This window comes from Roseibium suaedae, from assembly GCF_900142725.1.
In the GTDB taxonomy this organism is placed as follows: Bacteria; Pseudomonadota; Alphaproteobacteria; order Rhizobiales; family Stappiaceae; genus Roseibium; species Roseibium suaedae.
This window is the reverse complement of the sequence record NZ_FRBW01000002.1, coordinates 29,294-43,605: the sequence shown is the minus strand read 5'-3', so window position 1 is coordinate 43,605 and position 14,312 is coordinate 29,294. Positions and strand designations below refer to the sequence as shown.

Here is a 14,312-nt window from a genome sequence, read left to right as displayed (position 1 = left end):
TGGCGTTCATAGTAAGCTGACATCATGCGGACTGATCTTTTCTCCTGCTTTCCCTTGCGCGTTGCCCGGGTCCATGAGGTCCATGGTCCGGGAAGTTTCGGTTTTGCGGCTGTCTCTGCGGCTTCCAGCGAGGGGACCGTTCTGTGGGTGCGCGAGGCCTGGTGTCCTGAAGCGGTAACTCCTGCCGGGCTGGCGCCGTTCTTCGACCCAGGGCGCGTGCTTCTGGCTTCGTCCCAAAACCAGACCGACAGCCTTGCTGTTGCCGAAGAGGCGCTCAAGGCGGGGGCGGTTGCCTGTGTGGTGATCGAGATCACCCAGCCGCTCGGCCTCCGGGAAGGGCGCAGGCTTCAACTGGCTGCCAAGGCGGGGCATACGACCGGCTTGTGCATCACGCCGGAGGGCATGGGGTCCAACGCCTCGGAGAGCCGCTGGCATGCGGCTCCGGTCTTTGATGCAGCGGGTGGGGACTCGACTTTCATGCGCTGGGAGATTAAAAAGAACAAAACAGGAACAATTGGAGCCTGGCATGTTCGATGGTCTCCGGAAACGCATCGTTTGCATGTGGTTTCCCCGGTTGGCGAGCGACCGGGTCTTGCGGGCGCGGCCGGTTGAAGCGCCCTTCGTCTTGACGCTCACGCAAAACAACACAAACCGGATCCACTGCCTGAACCGGCAGGCGGAGCGGGCGGGGCTGTCGCGCGGGATGAGCTTTGCTGACGCGCGGGCCTATTGTCCCGAGCTGATCAGTCATCTTGCCCGGCCCGATCTGGATGCGCGGTTTCTCTCCACCTTGCGGCGCTGGGCGACCCGCTATTGCCCCTCGGTCAGCATTGAGGGAACCGACGGCTTGATGCTGGATGTCACCGGGGCCACCCATCTTTGGGGTGGGGAGGCGGCCATGCTGGAGGATATGCGGGCGCGGGCGGCCCGTGCCGGGCTCAGCCTGCAGGTTGCCTGTTCCCATTCCCGTGGCGCGGCCTGGGCGCTCACCCATTATGGTCAGGCGGACATGGCGCTGGAGGCCTTGCCCGTGGCAGCTCTCCGGCTTGAAGGCACTCTGGTCACGGCGCTTGAGCGGCTGGGCCTGCGCACCCTTGCCGATCTGGAAGCAACGGCCCGCGCGCCTCTTGCCCGCCGGTTCGGTCCCCAGTTGCTGACGCGTCTGGACCAGGCTTTCGGACGGGCCCCTGAAGCGCTCGCGCCGGAAGGCGACCCGCCGCATTACGGCGTGAGGCTCAGTTTTCCGGATCCGATCGGTCTGACCGGTGATGTGATGCTGGCTCTGGAGCGCTTGCTGAAGCCGCTTTGCGCCAAGCTCAGGGCACAGGAGGCCGGCGCCCGCTGTCTTGTGCTGACTTTCCGCCGGGTGGATCAGGAAAGCGAGGACGTCCGGTTGCGTCTTGCCGCGCCCATGCGCGATCCGGACCGGCTCCTGCGCCTGTTCGAGCGCGGGGTTGGCGAGGTGGAGGCCGGGTTCGGCATCGACCAGATGCGTCTTGAGGCAACTCTTGTGGAGCCTTTGCCGGTGGAGCAGCTCAGCACGGCGCAGACCCGGGCCGGAGAGGACAGGCTCAGTGATCTGATTACCCGGATCGGCACCCGCATCGGCCTGGAAAATGTCCAGCGGTTCCAGCCCTTCGACAGCCATATCCCCGAGCGCAGCTTCACCACTGCGCCCGCTGCCTTCAACGAGCCGGTGTGCAGCTCTCATCGCGGGTCCGTGCGTGCTTCAGGGCCGGCAAAAGGGACGTGGGGCGCTGGGCGGCAGCGGCCCTTGCGTCTGTTTCCCCCAGTGGCCATTGCCGGGACCGGTGCGCAGCCGCCCAGCCAGTTCCGCTGGCGCCGGATGGCCTTTACCACGGCCCGGGCCGAGGGGCCGGAGCGTATCGCCCCGGAATGGTGGCAGGAGGATGACAACTGGCGCCTGGGTGTCCGGGACTACTGGAAGGTGGAAACCCGGCAGGGACACCGGCTGTGGCTGTTTTATACACCGCAGAACCCAGGCTGGTTCGTGCAGGGAGAGTTCGCATGAGCCTGCCTGCCTGTCCGGTCATTGCCCTGTCAGAAGCTTTTCCCCAGCGCTATGCCGAGCTCTGCGTGACCTCGAATTTCACCTTTCTGACCGGTGCCTCGCATCCGGAGGAGCTGGTGTTCCAGGCGGCTGAAATCGGTCTTGAGGCGATCGCGATCACCGACCGGAACACGCTGGCCGGGGTCGTGCGGGCCTACAAGGCGTTGAAGACCCTGCGCAAGAGCCTGGAGGAGGCCGCAAGGGAGGGAGAGGACAGGGCGCAGGACAGGGCACAGAACGACAATCATGCCGGTCTGCCGCCCATGAAACCGGTGCGTCTGCCCAAGCTGATCATCGGCTCGCGCCTTGTGCTGCGCGATTGCCCGCTGGAGTGGCTGGCCTTGCCCCTGGACCGGGCAGCCTATCACCGTCTGTCCCGGCTGTTGACCGAAGGCAAGCGCCGGGCGGACAAGGCAGGTTGCCATCTGGACCTTGCTGACCTGGAGCGGGGCTGCCAGGGCATGATCCTGATTGCTCTGCCGCCGGGGGACCTGGCGCAGGCCGAAGCCCCCCTGAAAGCGCTTGTGCGCCGCTATCCGGGGCAGGTCTTCCTGGGCGCCCCGCCGCGGTATGACGGCTCGGATCAGGCGTGGTTCGATGCCTGCGCGGCCTTGGCCTTGCGCAGTTCGGCGCCCATGGTGGCGGTGGGCGATGTTCTGCTGCACCGGGCTGCCCGGCGCCAGCTGGCGGATGTTCTGACGTGCCTGCGCGAAGGGCTCACCATTGACCGGATCGGCACGCGGGCCCTGCCCAATGCGGAACGCCGCCTGAAGGGGGCGGAGGATATGGCGCGGCTTTACCGCCATTACCCGGCGGCCCTGCGCCGGACTTGCGAGATCGCGGCCCGCTGCGCCTTCGACCTGTCCGAACTCAGCTATGAATATCCGAACGAGATTTCCGGCACGGAAACGCCGCAGGACCGTCTGGAGCGCCTGTCGCGGGAAGGGCTGGCCCGCCGGTATCCGGAGGGCGTGCCCGGCAAGGTTCTGGCCTTGATGACCAAGGAGCTGGCTCTGGTTGGCGAACTGGGCTTTGCCGCCTATTTCCTGACAGTCCATGACATCGTGCAGGAGGCCCGTTCGCGCGGCATCCTGTGTCAGGGGCGCGGGTCGGCAGCCAATTCGGTACTCTGCTATCTTCTCGGCATCACGGATGTCAGCCCGGAGGTGATCGGCATGGTGTTCGAGCGGTTCATCTCCCGTCACCGGGGGGAGCCGCCGGATATCGACGTTGATTTCGAGCATGAGCGCCGGGAAGAGGTGATTCAGTGGATCTATGGCAAATACGGCCGCCACAGGGCGGGGCTTTGCGCCACCGTGATCCATTTCCGTACCCGCGCCGCGATCCGGGAGGTGGGCAAGGTCATGGGCCTGTCCCAGGATGTGACGGCGGCCTTGTCCGGCCAGATCTGGGGGCAGTCCAACAGCGGCGCGGACACAGGGCGGGTGCAGGAACTCGGGCTTGATCCCAAGGACCGGCGGCTGGCGCAGACCATCCGCCTGATCGGCGAGATCATCGGTTTTCCGCGCCATCTCAGCCAGCATGTTGGCGGGTTCATCATCACCCGTGGCCGGCTGGATGAGCTGTGCCCCATCGAGAATGCCGCGATGGAAAACCGCACGGTGATCGAATGGGACAAGGACGACATTGATGCTCTGGGCATTCTCAAGGTCGATGTCCTGTCCCTTGGCATGCTCACCTGCCTGCGCAAGAGTTTCGAGCTTCTGGAGCAGCACGAGAAGCTCAGCCTGTCTCTGGACACTGTGCCGCAGGAGGACCGGGAGACCTACCGGATGCTGCAACGGGCCGATGCGGTCGGGGTGTTCCAGGTGGAAAGCCGGGCGCAGATGAACTTCCTGCCCCGGATGAAACCGGCGACATTCTATGATCTGGTGATCGAGGTGGCCATCGTCCGGCCGGGGCCCATTCAGGGCGGCATGGTCAAGCCCTATGTGCGCAGGCGCCAGGGGCTGGAGGATCCGGTGCCCTTCGGCCCGGCTCTGGAGGAGGTGACCCGCAAGACCCTTGGCGTACCTTTGTTCCAGGAACAGGCCATGCAGATTGCTGTGGTCGGGGCTGGCTATACGGCGGAGGAGGCAGATCACTTGCGCCGCTCCCTGGCCTCGTTCCGGCGCATGGGCACCATTGGCAATCACCGGGAGAAGTTCATTCTGGGCATGAGGTCCAATGGTTACAGTCAGGAGATCGCAGAGCAGTGCTTTTCCCAGATCGAAGGCTTTGCCGAATACGGCTTTCCGGAAAGCCACGCGGCCGCCTTTGCCATGCTCACCTATGTGTCCTCCTGGCTGAAGTGCCACCATCCGGCGGTCTTTGCCTGTGCCTTGCTCAATTCCCAGCCGATGGGCTTTTATGCCCCGGCTCAGATCGTGCGCGATGCCCGTGAACATGGGGTGGAGATCCGGCCGGTCTGCGTCAACCACAGCCAGTGGGACAACCTCCTGGAGCGCCGGGGTGATGGCACGCTGGCCTTGCGGCTCGGCTTCCGGCAGATCAAGGGATTCCGGTCGGAAGACGCAGGCTGGATTGTGGCGGCCCGGGGCAATGGCTATCCGGATCCTGAAAGCCTGTGGCTGCGGGCAGGGGTGGGGCCTGCGGTGCTGGAGCGGCTGGGCGAGGCGGATGCCTTTTCCGGCATGGGGCTGACCCGGCGCGATGCCCTGTGGCAGGTCCGGGCCATCCGCTCTCCAGCGCCTTTGCCGCTGTTCTCGGATCCTCTGGATGGAGAGGGGCTGCGGGAGCCTTCGGTCACCCTGCCGGCCATGCATCTGGGCGAAGAGGTGGTGGAGGACTATGTCGCCATGCGCCTGACCTTGCGGGCTCATCCGATGGAGCTTTTGCGCCCGGCCATTGCCGGTTTGACGCCCCATGACCGGCTGGCGGCCGCCCCCCTTGTCCGCACCACTGTCTGCGGTCTGGTCATCACCCGCCAGCGTCCGGGCACAGCGTCCGGCGTTATCTTCCTGACGCTGGAAGATGAAACCGGCGTGTCCAATGTGGTGGTCTGGCCCAAGGTCTATGAGCGGTTCCGGCGCATTGTCATGGGTGGGCGGCTGCTGAAGGTGACCGGGCGGCTGGAGCGAGAAGGGATCGTGGTGCATCTGATTGCCGACCACATCGAGGATCTGTCCTTCAAACTGTCGGAGCTCGGTCATCCGCTCGATACGGCCATCGGCATTACCCAGCCGCAGGCCGATGATGCCCCGCGTGCGCCGCGCTACGGGGTCAGCGCCCGCCATCCCAGAGAACAGGCCAAACGGCTGTTTCCGAGCCGGGATTTTCACTGACAGGCTGGAGGGGCGGACAGGGAGACAAAGCGGGGAGGGGAGGAGCAAAGCACGGAAGCTGCAGTCATAAGACCTGATGGCGGCAGGATGATCCGGTGCGGGAGGATGTCTGCCGCTGGTGGCAGTGGAGGACACCAGCTGGATGAGCTGACGCCTGCAGCAGGGCGGATAATATCCTGGGGCAAGGGAGGGCGAACGCCTGGCAAGGCTGCGTGTCCAGCCTCTGGCTTGAAGGCTGGATCTTGAAAGGCTGGATCTGGCCGGTTGCAACCGGCCAGATCCAGGATGTCGTGGAGGTGTCTGGCAGACGTTATCCTGCAGACGTGCCTGCGAAATCAGACCTGTGCGAGGGCCTGGTCCAGATCGGCGATGATGTCCTCGGCGTCTTCGATGCCGACGGAGATGCGCACCACGTCCGGGCCAGCGCCTGCCGCCGTCTTCTGGGCGTCGGAGAGCTGGCGGTGGGTGGTGGAGGCCGGGTGGATGATCAGGCTGCGGGTGTCGCCAATGTTGGCCAGATGCGAGAAGAGCTGGACATTGGAGACGAGGCCGACACCGGCGTCATAGCCGCCCTTCAGGCCGAAGGTGAACACCGCGCCGCCGCCCTTGGGGCAGTATTTCTGCTGCATGGCGTGGTGCTTGTCGCCCGGCAGGGCGGCGTAGGAGACCCAGGACACCTTCGGATGGGCCGTGAGGTGCAGGGCGACCTTGAGGGCATTGTCGCAATGCTTCTGCATGCGCAGCGGCAGGGTCTCGATGCCATTCAGGATCATGAAGGCATTGAACGGCGAGATGGCAGGCCCGAGATCGCGCAGGCCCAGGACCCGGCAGGCGATGGCAAAGGCGAAGTTGCCGAAGGTCTCATGCAGCACCATGCCCTGATATTCCGGGCGCGGCTTGGACAGGAGCGGGTAGCGGTCGTCAGCGGACCAGTCGAAGCTGCCACCGTCGACGATGATGCCGCCCATGGAATTGCCGTGGCCGCCCATGAATTTGGTCAGCGAATGCAGGACGATGTCCGCACCATGCTCGATCGGCCGGCAGAGATAGGGCGAGGCCATGGTGTTGTCGACGATCAGCGGAATGCGCTTGGCCTTGGCAATGGCCGAAATGCCGGCAATATCCATGACAACGCCGCCCGGATTGGCGACGCTCTCGATGAAGATCGCCTTGGTGCTCTCGTCGATCGCAGCTTCAAAGGCTGACAGGTCGTCGGCTTCGGCCCATTTCACGTCCCAGCCGAAGCTCTTGAACGAGTGGTTGAGCTGGTTGATGGAGCCGCCATAGAGCTTCTTGGCCGCAACGATGTTGTCGCCCGGCTGCATCAAGGTGTGGAAGGCAAGAAGCTGGGCCGAGTGGCCCGAAGCCGTGGCGAGAGCAGCCGTGCCGCCTTCCAGCGCCGCGACGCGTTCTTCCAGAACAGCGGTCGTCGGGTTGGTGATGCGGGTGTAGATGTTGCCGAAAGCCTGCAGACCGAAGAGGGACGCCGCATGATCCACATCGTCAAAGACGAAGGATGTGGTCTGATAGATCGGTGTGGCACGAGCGCCGGTTGCCGGGTCCGGCTGGGCTCCTGCGTGGATCGCCAATGTCGAAAAGCCAGGGGCGCCTTCACTCATCGTTATTTCCTCCAAGTCTGAACTGGCGGCATACTGGCCGATGCCGGTGCAGGCGTAAAGGGGGCGCGGATTGCGAATTCCCGTCTAAATTGTCACGGGCCTTGCCCAAAATGCGGAGGGAGAGGAATATCATTTCGTTTGGCCGGGCAAACGAGTGCCGGGCGAATGCTGCTCGCATATCGGGTGTCCGCACACCCTGCCCATGCCTATGCCTGAGGCTCCAGCAACAAGGAGCAGACGCATGGGAATCTTGTCCGGAAAAGTCGCCATCATCACCGGTGCATCCTCAGGAATAGGGCGGGCCGCCGCCAGCCTGTTTTCGCGCGAGGGCGCGTCCCTGGTGCTGAATGCAAGGGGTGGGGCTGCGCTGGACGCCGTGGCGGAAAGCCTTCGCGATGAGGGCGGAGATGTGCGCATCGTCATGGGAGACGTCAGGTCCGAGGACACGCATGTTCGTCTGGTCGAGCAGGCAAGGCAGGCCTTCGGCCGCCTGGATATCGCCTTCAACAATGCTGGAACGGTCGGGGCAATGAAGCATTTGGCCGAGCTGGACCTGTCCGACTGGCAAGCGACACTGACCGTCAATCTGACCAGCGCCTTTCTGGCAAGCCGCCATCAGATCCCTGCCATGCTGGAGGGCGGCGGCGGATCTCTTGTCTTCACCTCAAGTTTTGTCGGGACCAGTGTCAGCTTTCCCGGAATGGCGGCCTATGCCGCGTCCAAGGCGGGGTTGCAGGGCCTCGTGAAAGGGATCACGGCGGACTATGGCGCGAGACAGATCCGGGCGAATGCCCTGTTGCCGGGCGGAACGGATACGGGAATGGCGGGTGATCAGGCCCAGAAGGACTGGGCGGCAGGGTTGCATGCGGTCAAGCGCATCGCCCGGCCCGAAGAAATCGCGCAAGCAGCCCTCTTCCTGGCTGGCCCCCAGTCCAGCTTCGTGACCGGATCGGCCTTGTTCGCCGATGGGGGCAATTCTGCGGTGAAGTGACGATCGGAGAAGTAGTGGCCTGGCAGGTGATGATCAGGGAACGCAGGCCGTGAAGCCAGCGTGGCAGGCAATCTCGAGCCTGCCACGCCCATTAGATTGCGGTCAGTTGGCGGCAGTGGCCGTGACATGGAGAGGGAAGGATACCGTCAGGAAACCAGCAGTTCCTTCGAGCCGGTTGCGGGTGGCAAATTCCCGGTAGACCTTCGCCCTTGCGGAGACAGGGGTGTTGCCGACGTTGAAATTATAGGCTGCGGTGATACCGAGAGCGGCGACCCGGCCCTGGAAGTCGCCGAGCTTTGCGCCGCGGCCGCTGTCGCCGGAGATCTGGTCATAATAATAGCCGACGACGCCCGCAGAGAATTCCTTGGTGATCGCCTTGGAAATGGCGGCCTCCAGGTGGAATTCCGTACCTGTCCGATAGTCGGTTGCCTGGTTTTCCCCGTTGAAGGTGATGCCTGCCGCGGCAGAAAGGTCCCAGCCGGTTGCAGGGTCCAGCCAGGTCACGGCAGCATTCAGGTCAAGGCCCCAGCGGTGGAAGGCAAGATTGGCGAGTTCGCCCTTCTGGTAGTTGCCGATCGGAACGTTGGCGAGAAAGCCCGTGGTCCAGTGGAAATTGCCATGATCCCAACCGAGTGAGGCGCCGACCACCGGGTCGCCGATGGTGAAGACCGTATCATCCCTTGCGGCGCCGAAGCCCGGGCCGGGCAGGCTCAGGGAGGCATCGATGGACTGGCCGCCCCAGGGCAATGTTCCCATGATGGCAAGGCGTCCGCCGAAGACCGAACTGGGCAGCACCCAGACACCGCTCATCAGATCGATATAGGCAGTGGCATCGACATCGGCGATGAGGGTGCCAGCCACGGGCAGGCTGCGGCTGGCAGAAGCCGAGCCGGAATAGAAATAGGTGTCATTCTGAAAGAAGACGCCGGGAGGCGGAAGAATGCCGGCGAGAGGGCCTTTTGTGCCAAGAAGGTAGAAGCCGACACCATTTTCCGCTGCCTGAAGCGGCGCGGGGGCGGTGGCTGCCATCCCGGCGCCGAGAGCAAGCAGGGACAGGGCCTTTGTCCAGCGTGAGTGTTTGGTTCCAGCCTTCCGTGTCATTTCGTGCCCTCCATGCTTGTGCGGGCTGCGCCGATTCCCGCACTGCGTCTAAATCTGATTAACCGTCAAATGCGGGAAAAAGGAAAGTCTGCACCCCGCGGGTGGCAAGGGTTTTTCCCGTTTCTTGTCTGCCGCGCAGATGGCTGGCCCATCAGCCCGCATTCGCGGCAGTCGATTCCTTCAGGTCTCTGGTACGTGCCAAGGGGCCTGAGGGGGCGGGCAAGCGGTTGACGCGGCCCGATATTTGAAGACCCCGCACCGGACAGGATCCAGTGCGGGGCGTCTGTTTGTGCCGGGTGCAGCGCTCTCACAACAATCGGAGGGGAGAGCTAGCCCGCAAGAGGGAGCGGGCTTATTGCGCGCTCGGGTTGGCCATCATCTTTTCCATGATCTTGGCGGTGCTTGGCGAGAAGCTGGCCTGACGGGCCGGGAATTCCTCGAAGGATTCCACGAACTTCGAGACAACCCCGAGGGCAGGGGAAATTGCCCAGCTGCGGTTTTCCTGCCATTCGTCGAAACCGCGCGCCTCATGGAACCGCTCGAACGGATCCAGATCCAGGCGGGTGATCTGTGGGGAGGTCATTTCATACTGCTGACCGTTGAACCACCGATCCTGTGCGGTGAACAAGAACTTCCACTCACCGTAGCGCAGTCCATGGAAGGTGGTTTCGGTGAAGAAGAAGAACTCCATCCGGTTGCTCTTGCCGGACTTGGTCAGGATCGGGGTCTGGTCATAGCCGTCCAGATGCACCTTGTAGGTGGTGTCGCCAATCTTCCGGCCTTCCAGCAGTTCCTTCTTGAGGTCCGGCTGGCCCAGCTGGGACATGATGGTGGGAATCCAGTCTTCCATGGTCATCAGTTCACCGGTGGTGGTGCCGGCCGGAATAAGGCCCGGCCACTTGACCATCATTGGGACCTTGAAGCCGCCTTCATAGCCGCCGACACCCTTTTCGCCGCGGAAGGGCTGGTTGCCGCCATCCGGCCAGGAATTGGAGGCCGCGCCATTGTCGGTGGAGAACATCACAACGGTGTTGTCGGCCACGCCCAGCTCATCGAGCAGGTCGAGCAATTCACCAACGTCATCGTCCATCTCGGTCATGCCGTCCGCATAGACATTGCCTGTGCCGGTGATGCCTTCATAGGCTTCGGACAGATTGGTGCGGTAGTGCATTCGGGTGGTGTTGTGCCAGACGAAGAAGGGCTCTTGCTTGGCAACCGCGTCCTTGATGAAACGCTTGCTTTCCTCCAGCACATCCTGATCCAGGGTCTTCTGGCGCTCGCTGCCGAATTCACCCAGATCCTCGATCTTCTGGCTGCCGTCTTCCAGCGCCCATGAATGGGTGATGCCGCGCTGCGCCATGCCGGCGTCTTCGACCAGCTTCTTCGGATAGTCGACCTGTTCGACATATTCACCGGCATTCAGGTGATAGAGAATGCCGAAGAACTCGTCGAAGCCATGGGCTGTGGGCAGATGTTCGTCCCGGTCGCCCAGGTGGTTCTTGCCGAACTGACCGGTGGCATAGCCCTCCGCCTTCAGCATATTGGCAAGGGTCGGATCTTCCTTCTGAAGGCCGATGGGTGACCCGGGCAGGCCAACCGTGCTCAGGCCAACACGGAGCGGATATTGCCCGGTGATGAAGGCGGCTCGGCCTGCGGTGCAGGAGGCCTGGGCATAATGGTCCATGAACAGCATGCCGTCCTTGGCAATGCGGTCGAGGTTCGGCGTCTCGCAGCACATCATGCCCCGGTGATAGGCGCTGATGTTCCACATGCCGACATCATCACCCCAGATGATCAGGATGTTCGGCTTCTTGGCCGGCTGCGCAAAGGCGGAGCCCGGGAAGGCAACCGCCAAAGCCGCGCCAAAACAGGCGGAAAGGGCCTTGGTCGTCAGTTTTGTCATTTGAAAACTCCAGACAGAAACGGGTGGAGGGAGATGCGGGGGCGGCCCCCCGCATTCGGCCGCGTCACTGCATGCCCTTTTCCATGAATTGCTGGACGATGTTGGACATGTCGAAGGAGGCACCACCTTGAACCGGCGGATAGTCGGCAAGGGATTTCAGGTGCTGCTGCATGAGCACATTCATGGGCTGCATCAGCCAGGACACCTTCTGCATCAGATGGCCGTAGGCATCTGTGCTGGAATAGCTCTCGAAGGGGTCCATGCGCAGGTTAAAGACAAGCGGCGCCGTCCGTGGAACAAGGTTGGCGTAATAGTCTTCCTTGGTGGAGAAATGCAGCTTCCATGGACCCATGCGGATCGCCGTCAGCTTGCTCTCGTAATAGTGGAAGATGCTGTTCCGGTTGGAGTTGTCCTGCTCGCCTTTCCAATAGGCCAGGTTGTTCACGCCATCGATGAACTGCTTCTTTTCCTCCATCACTTCCGCGTTCACGTCCTCGATGCCGGCGGCTGCCGCGAGGGTCGTGAACATGTCCTGATGAGCCTGAATGCCGTTCAGGGTCTTGCCTTCCGGCAGGACGCCCGGCCAGCGGACCATGGAAATGACCCGGACACCGCCTTCATAGGTGGTCATCTTTTCGCCCCGGAACGGGGTGGTCGCGCCATGGGGCCAGGAGGAATGTTCCGGACCATTGTCGGTCGAGTACCAGACGATGGTGTTGTCCGCGAGGCCCTGCTGGTCCAGCCAGTCCAGCACCAGTCCAATGTCGTGGTCGTGCTGGATCATGCCCGAGCCGTGGTAGTCGGCCTCGGAGGAGTAGGTTTCCGCCGCATAGCGCCACTTGTCGTTGAGACGGGTGTAGAGGTGCATGCGCGTGGTGTTGAGCCAGACGAAGAACGGCTCGCCGGCATCCTTCGCCTTGGCCATGAAGGCTTCGGCTTTCGGGATGACCTCGTCCTCGTCGAAGGTCTTCATCCGTTCCTGGGTCAGCGGACCGGTGTCTTCGATGGTCTGCTTGCCGATCTTGCCGAAGCGGGGCTGCTCGGTCGGATCATCCACATCGGTGGCAAAGGTGTGCAGGACGCCGCGGGTGCCGAACTGGGCCTCGTATTTCTCCAGACTGCCGGAGAAGGCTTCGCCGAAGCGCTGATAGTCGCGCTGCTCTGCTTCTTCCTGGGTGTTCAGGTGGTAGAGGTTGCCGAAGAACTCGTCAAAACCATGGACGGTCGGCAGGTGCTCGTTGCGGTCGCCCAGATGGTTCTTGCCGAACTGACCGGTCCGGTAACCCACCTGTTTCAGCTCTTCAGCAAGCGAAGGTGAGGCGGCCTGAAGGCCAAGGGCCGATCCGGGCTGTCCGACCGTGGTCATGCCGGAGCGGATGGGATATTGGCCGGTGAGGAAGGCGGCTCTGCCGGCCGTGCAGCTCGGCTGGGCGTAATGGTCGGTGAAGCGAAGCCCTTCGGATGCGATCCGGTCAATGTTGGGCGTTGTGTAGCCCATCGTTCCGAGCCCGTAGGCAGAGACATTCTGCCAGCCGATGTCATCGCCCCAGATGACCAGGATGTTCGGTGGCTTCTTGTCCTGGGCAAAGGCGCTGCCCGGGATGCTTGCCAGCACGGCAGCAATGGCAAGCGACGCGGCTGCAATCGGATTCCTGAGGCACATTGGATCAACCTCCCTGTTGCAAAGGCATTCAATCCGGAAGGTGCGTTCCTCATATTCAAAAGGAAGGCGGGATGACCATGTCGCGGGCGGTTGCTGTGGCCAGTTGATTGCCTTGCCTTCGGAACGGACTACACCTTTAGGAAGCTAAATTCTTCAGAACAACCAGTATAGGTTGACCCTATCTCTCTTCCGTAGGGTCGTCCAGAAGGATTTTGAAAGATATTGTCTTTCTGGGATAGGTTCCGGTCTGATTTTTCGATATTGCTAAAATTTAAAAGTAATTTTTGAGAAAAGTTACTTTTCTTATCCATTGAAAATGAGGGTCTGATGATGGTGAATTAATGAATTCATTGGACTTGTCTGTTTTTCTCGAAATTGCTTCTGAATACTCACTCGAGTTCCAGAAAATCCCAGTTGACGAAACTCCCGTTCTGACCACCTGATAGATCCCCTCCGGCGGCCTTGATTGCGCATTTCGCCGGCAGCGTGTGGGTGCTTCGGGGATTTCATTGAATGACAATTCGCAGTTTCACCATGACCAAGGACATCTTGCGGTTTGAGGGCAGCGACAAGGCTGCCTATTGGCGCAAGTTCTCAATGCTCCTGACACTGGCGGTCGTCATCGCGACCATGGGTCTGATCCGCAATTCGAGTGCCGTTATCATTGCTGCCATGCTTGTGGCGCCCTTGATGACGCCCATTCTGGGCATTGCGTCCGCAATCATCATGGGATGGGTCGGGCGAGCCGTCCGCCTGATGGTCATCGTCTGGGCGGCGGCCGGCATGAGCGTGCTGATCGCCTGGTTTCTGGTCTGGATCGCGGATGTGCCGCTTGGCATTCTCATCCCGAGCGAGGTGATCAGCCGCAGCGACCCGGGCTCTGAGGATCTGGTGATCGCGCTGGCAGCCGGTGTGGCCGGGGCCTATGTGCAGATCCGGAAATCGGAGATCAGCCTTTTGCCAGGCGCGGCCATCGGTGTGTCGCTGGTGCCGCCGCTCGCGGCGGCCGGCATCTTGCTCTATTACGGCGAGGTCTGGCGGGCCTATGAAGCGGCGTTCCTGTTTGCGACCAATTTCGGCGCAATCATCCTGTCCGCCTGCATCGTCTATCTGACCCTCGGTCCTCGCCAGAAGGTTCTGCAGAGCGACCGCCGCCGGGTCGGCTTCACGCTCGGGTTTGCGCTGACCTTTGCCTTCCTTGGCGCGATCATCGCTCACCTGTCGACGGCGACCTACTACCGTTACAACGAAACCAAGTTAGAGGCGGCGCTCGCCAGACGGATCAACTCGTGGGCAGGACCTGTGCCCGTGGAAGTCCTGCGGGTTGACGTGAAGATGCTGAGCAAGCGCGGCGAGGTCTGGCTGCTGGTCGACCTGCCGTTCGAGGCGCAGTATTCCATCTCCTCGACAGCCGATCTGGTGCCGGCCCGTCTGAAGGAAACGCCTTTCCGGGACATTGCCAGCGAAGTGCTGGGGCCGGACTATGTCGTGACCCTCCGATACCAGACCCGGATTTCCTGGAATGTGGGCGGAGGAGAGGCAATCCATGAATTGCCGCCATCTTCCATCACATCCGGCAGTGGCGGCTGACACAGCGGCAGTCGCGAACGCGGCAGGCCTCAGCCTCCCGCAGGGCAACGATTGCTGGTGCTCCGATCA

9 protein-coding genes are annotated in these 14,312 nt (G+C 62.3%); 5 read left to right on the top strand and 4 right to left on the bottom strand.

Annotated features, from left to right (window positions below; translation table 11 throughout):
- The first annotated feature begins 24 nt into the window (after positions 1-24).
- From BUA94_RS07195 to BUA94_RS07185, 3 genes are read left to right on the top strand one after another with little or no spacing between them, the layout of a single operon-like run.
- Positions 25-612 carry an ImuA family protein gene (locus tag BUA94_RS07195; protein WP_073011228.1) on the top strand — a complete coding sequence of 196 codons (588 nt, stop codon included), beginning with the start codon at positions 25-27 and terminating at the stop codon, positions 610-612.
- Positions 527-2,032: a Y-family DNA polymerase gene (locus tag BUA94_RS07190; protein WP_073011225.1), complete on the top strand. Its 1,506-nt coding sequence runs from the start codon at positions 527-529 to the stop codon at positions 2,030-2,032. Before BUA94_RS07195 ends, BUA94_RS07190 begins: the two co-directional genes overlap by 86 nt.
- Positions 2,029-5,376, top strand: coding sequence for an error-prone DNA polymerase (locus tag BUA94_RS07185; protein ID WP_073011222.1), 3,348 nt, complete (start codon positions 2,029-2,031; stop codon positions 5,374-5,376). The genes BUA94_RS07190 and BUA94_RS07185 overlap by 4 nt, the downstream gene beginning before the upstream one ends.
- A 335-nt stretch (positions 5,377-5,711) precedes the next feature.
- Here the strand turns inward: BUA94_RS07185 and BUA94_RS07180 are convergent, their stop codons facing one another.
- Entirely contained in the window at positions 5,712-6,995 is a 1,284-nt protein-coding gene (locus BUA94_RS07180) for an O-acetylhomoserine aminocarboxypropyltransferase (protein ID WP_073011219.1), read from the bottom strand.
- A 241-nt stretch (positions 6,996-7,236) separates the two neighbouring features.
- Between BUA94_RS07180 and BUA94_RS07175 the strand changes: the two genes are divergently transcribed.
- On the top strand, positions 7,237-7,986 hold the full coding sequence (locus BUA94_RS07175) for an SDR family oxidoreductase (protein WP_073011215.1): 750 nt from the start codon (positions 7,237-7,239) through the stop codon (positions 7,984-7,986).
- 102 nt (positions 7,987-8,088) lie between these two features.
- On the opposite strand, the gene BUA94_RS07170 is transcribed toward BUA94_RS07175, so the two are convergent.
- The 3 genes from BUA94_RS07170 to BUA94_RS07160 form a co-directional block, all read right to left on the bottom strand.
- Positions 8,089-9,087 carry a SphA family protein gene (locus BUA94_RS07170; RefSeq protein ID WP_073011212.1) on the bottom strand — a complete coding sequence of 333 codons (999 nt, stop codon included), beginning with the start codon at positions 9,085-9,087 and terminating at the stop codon, positions 8,089-8,091.
- 352 nt (positions 9,088-9,439) lie between these two features.
- Positions 9,440-10,990: a sulfatase-like hydrolase/transferase gene (locus tag BUA94_RS07165; protein WP_084081847.1), complete on the bottom strand. Its 1,551-nt coding sequence runs from the start codon at positions 10,988-10,990 to the stop codon at positions 9,440-9,442.
- A 64-nt stretch (positions 10,991-11,054) separates the two neighbouring features.
- On the bottom strand, positions 11,055-12,653 hold the full coding sequence (locus tag BUA94_RS07160; RefSeq protein ID WP_084081845.1) for an arylsulfatase: 1,599 nt from the start codon (positions 12,651-12,653) through the stop codon (positions 11,055-11,057).
- Positions 12,654-13,166: 513 nt separating this feature from the next.
- Between BUA94_RS07160 and BUA94_RS07155 the strand changes: the two genes are divergently transcribed.
- Positions 13,167-14,243: a DUF389 domain-containing protein gene (locus BUA94_RS07155; RefSeq protein ID WP_073011209.1), complete on the top strand. Its 1,077-nt coding sequence runs from the start codon at positions 13,167-13,169 to the stop codon at positions 14,241-14,243.
- Positions 14,244-14,312: the final 69 nt, after the last annotated feature.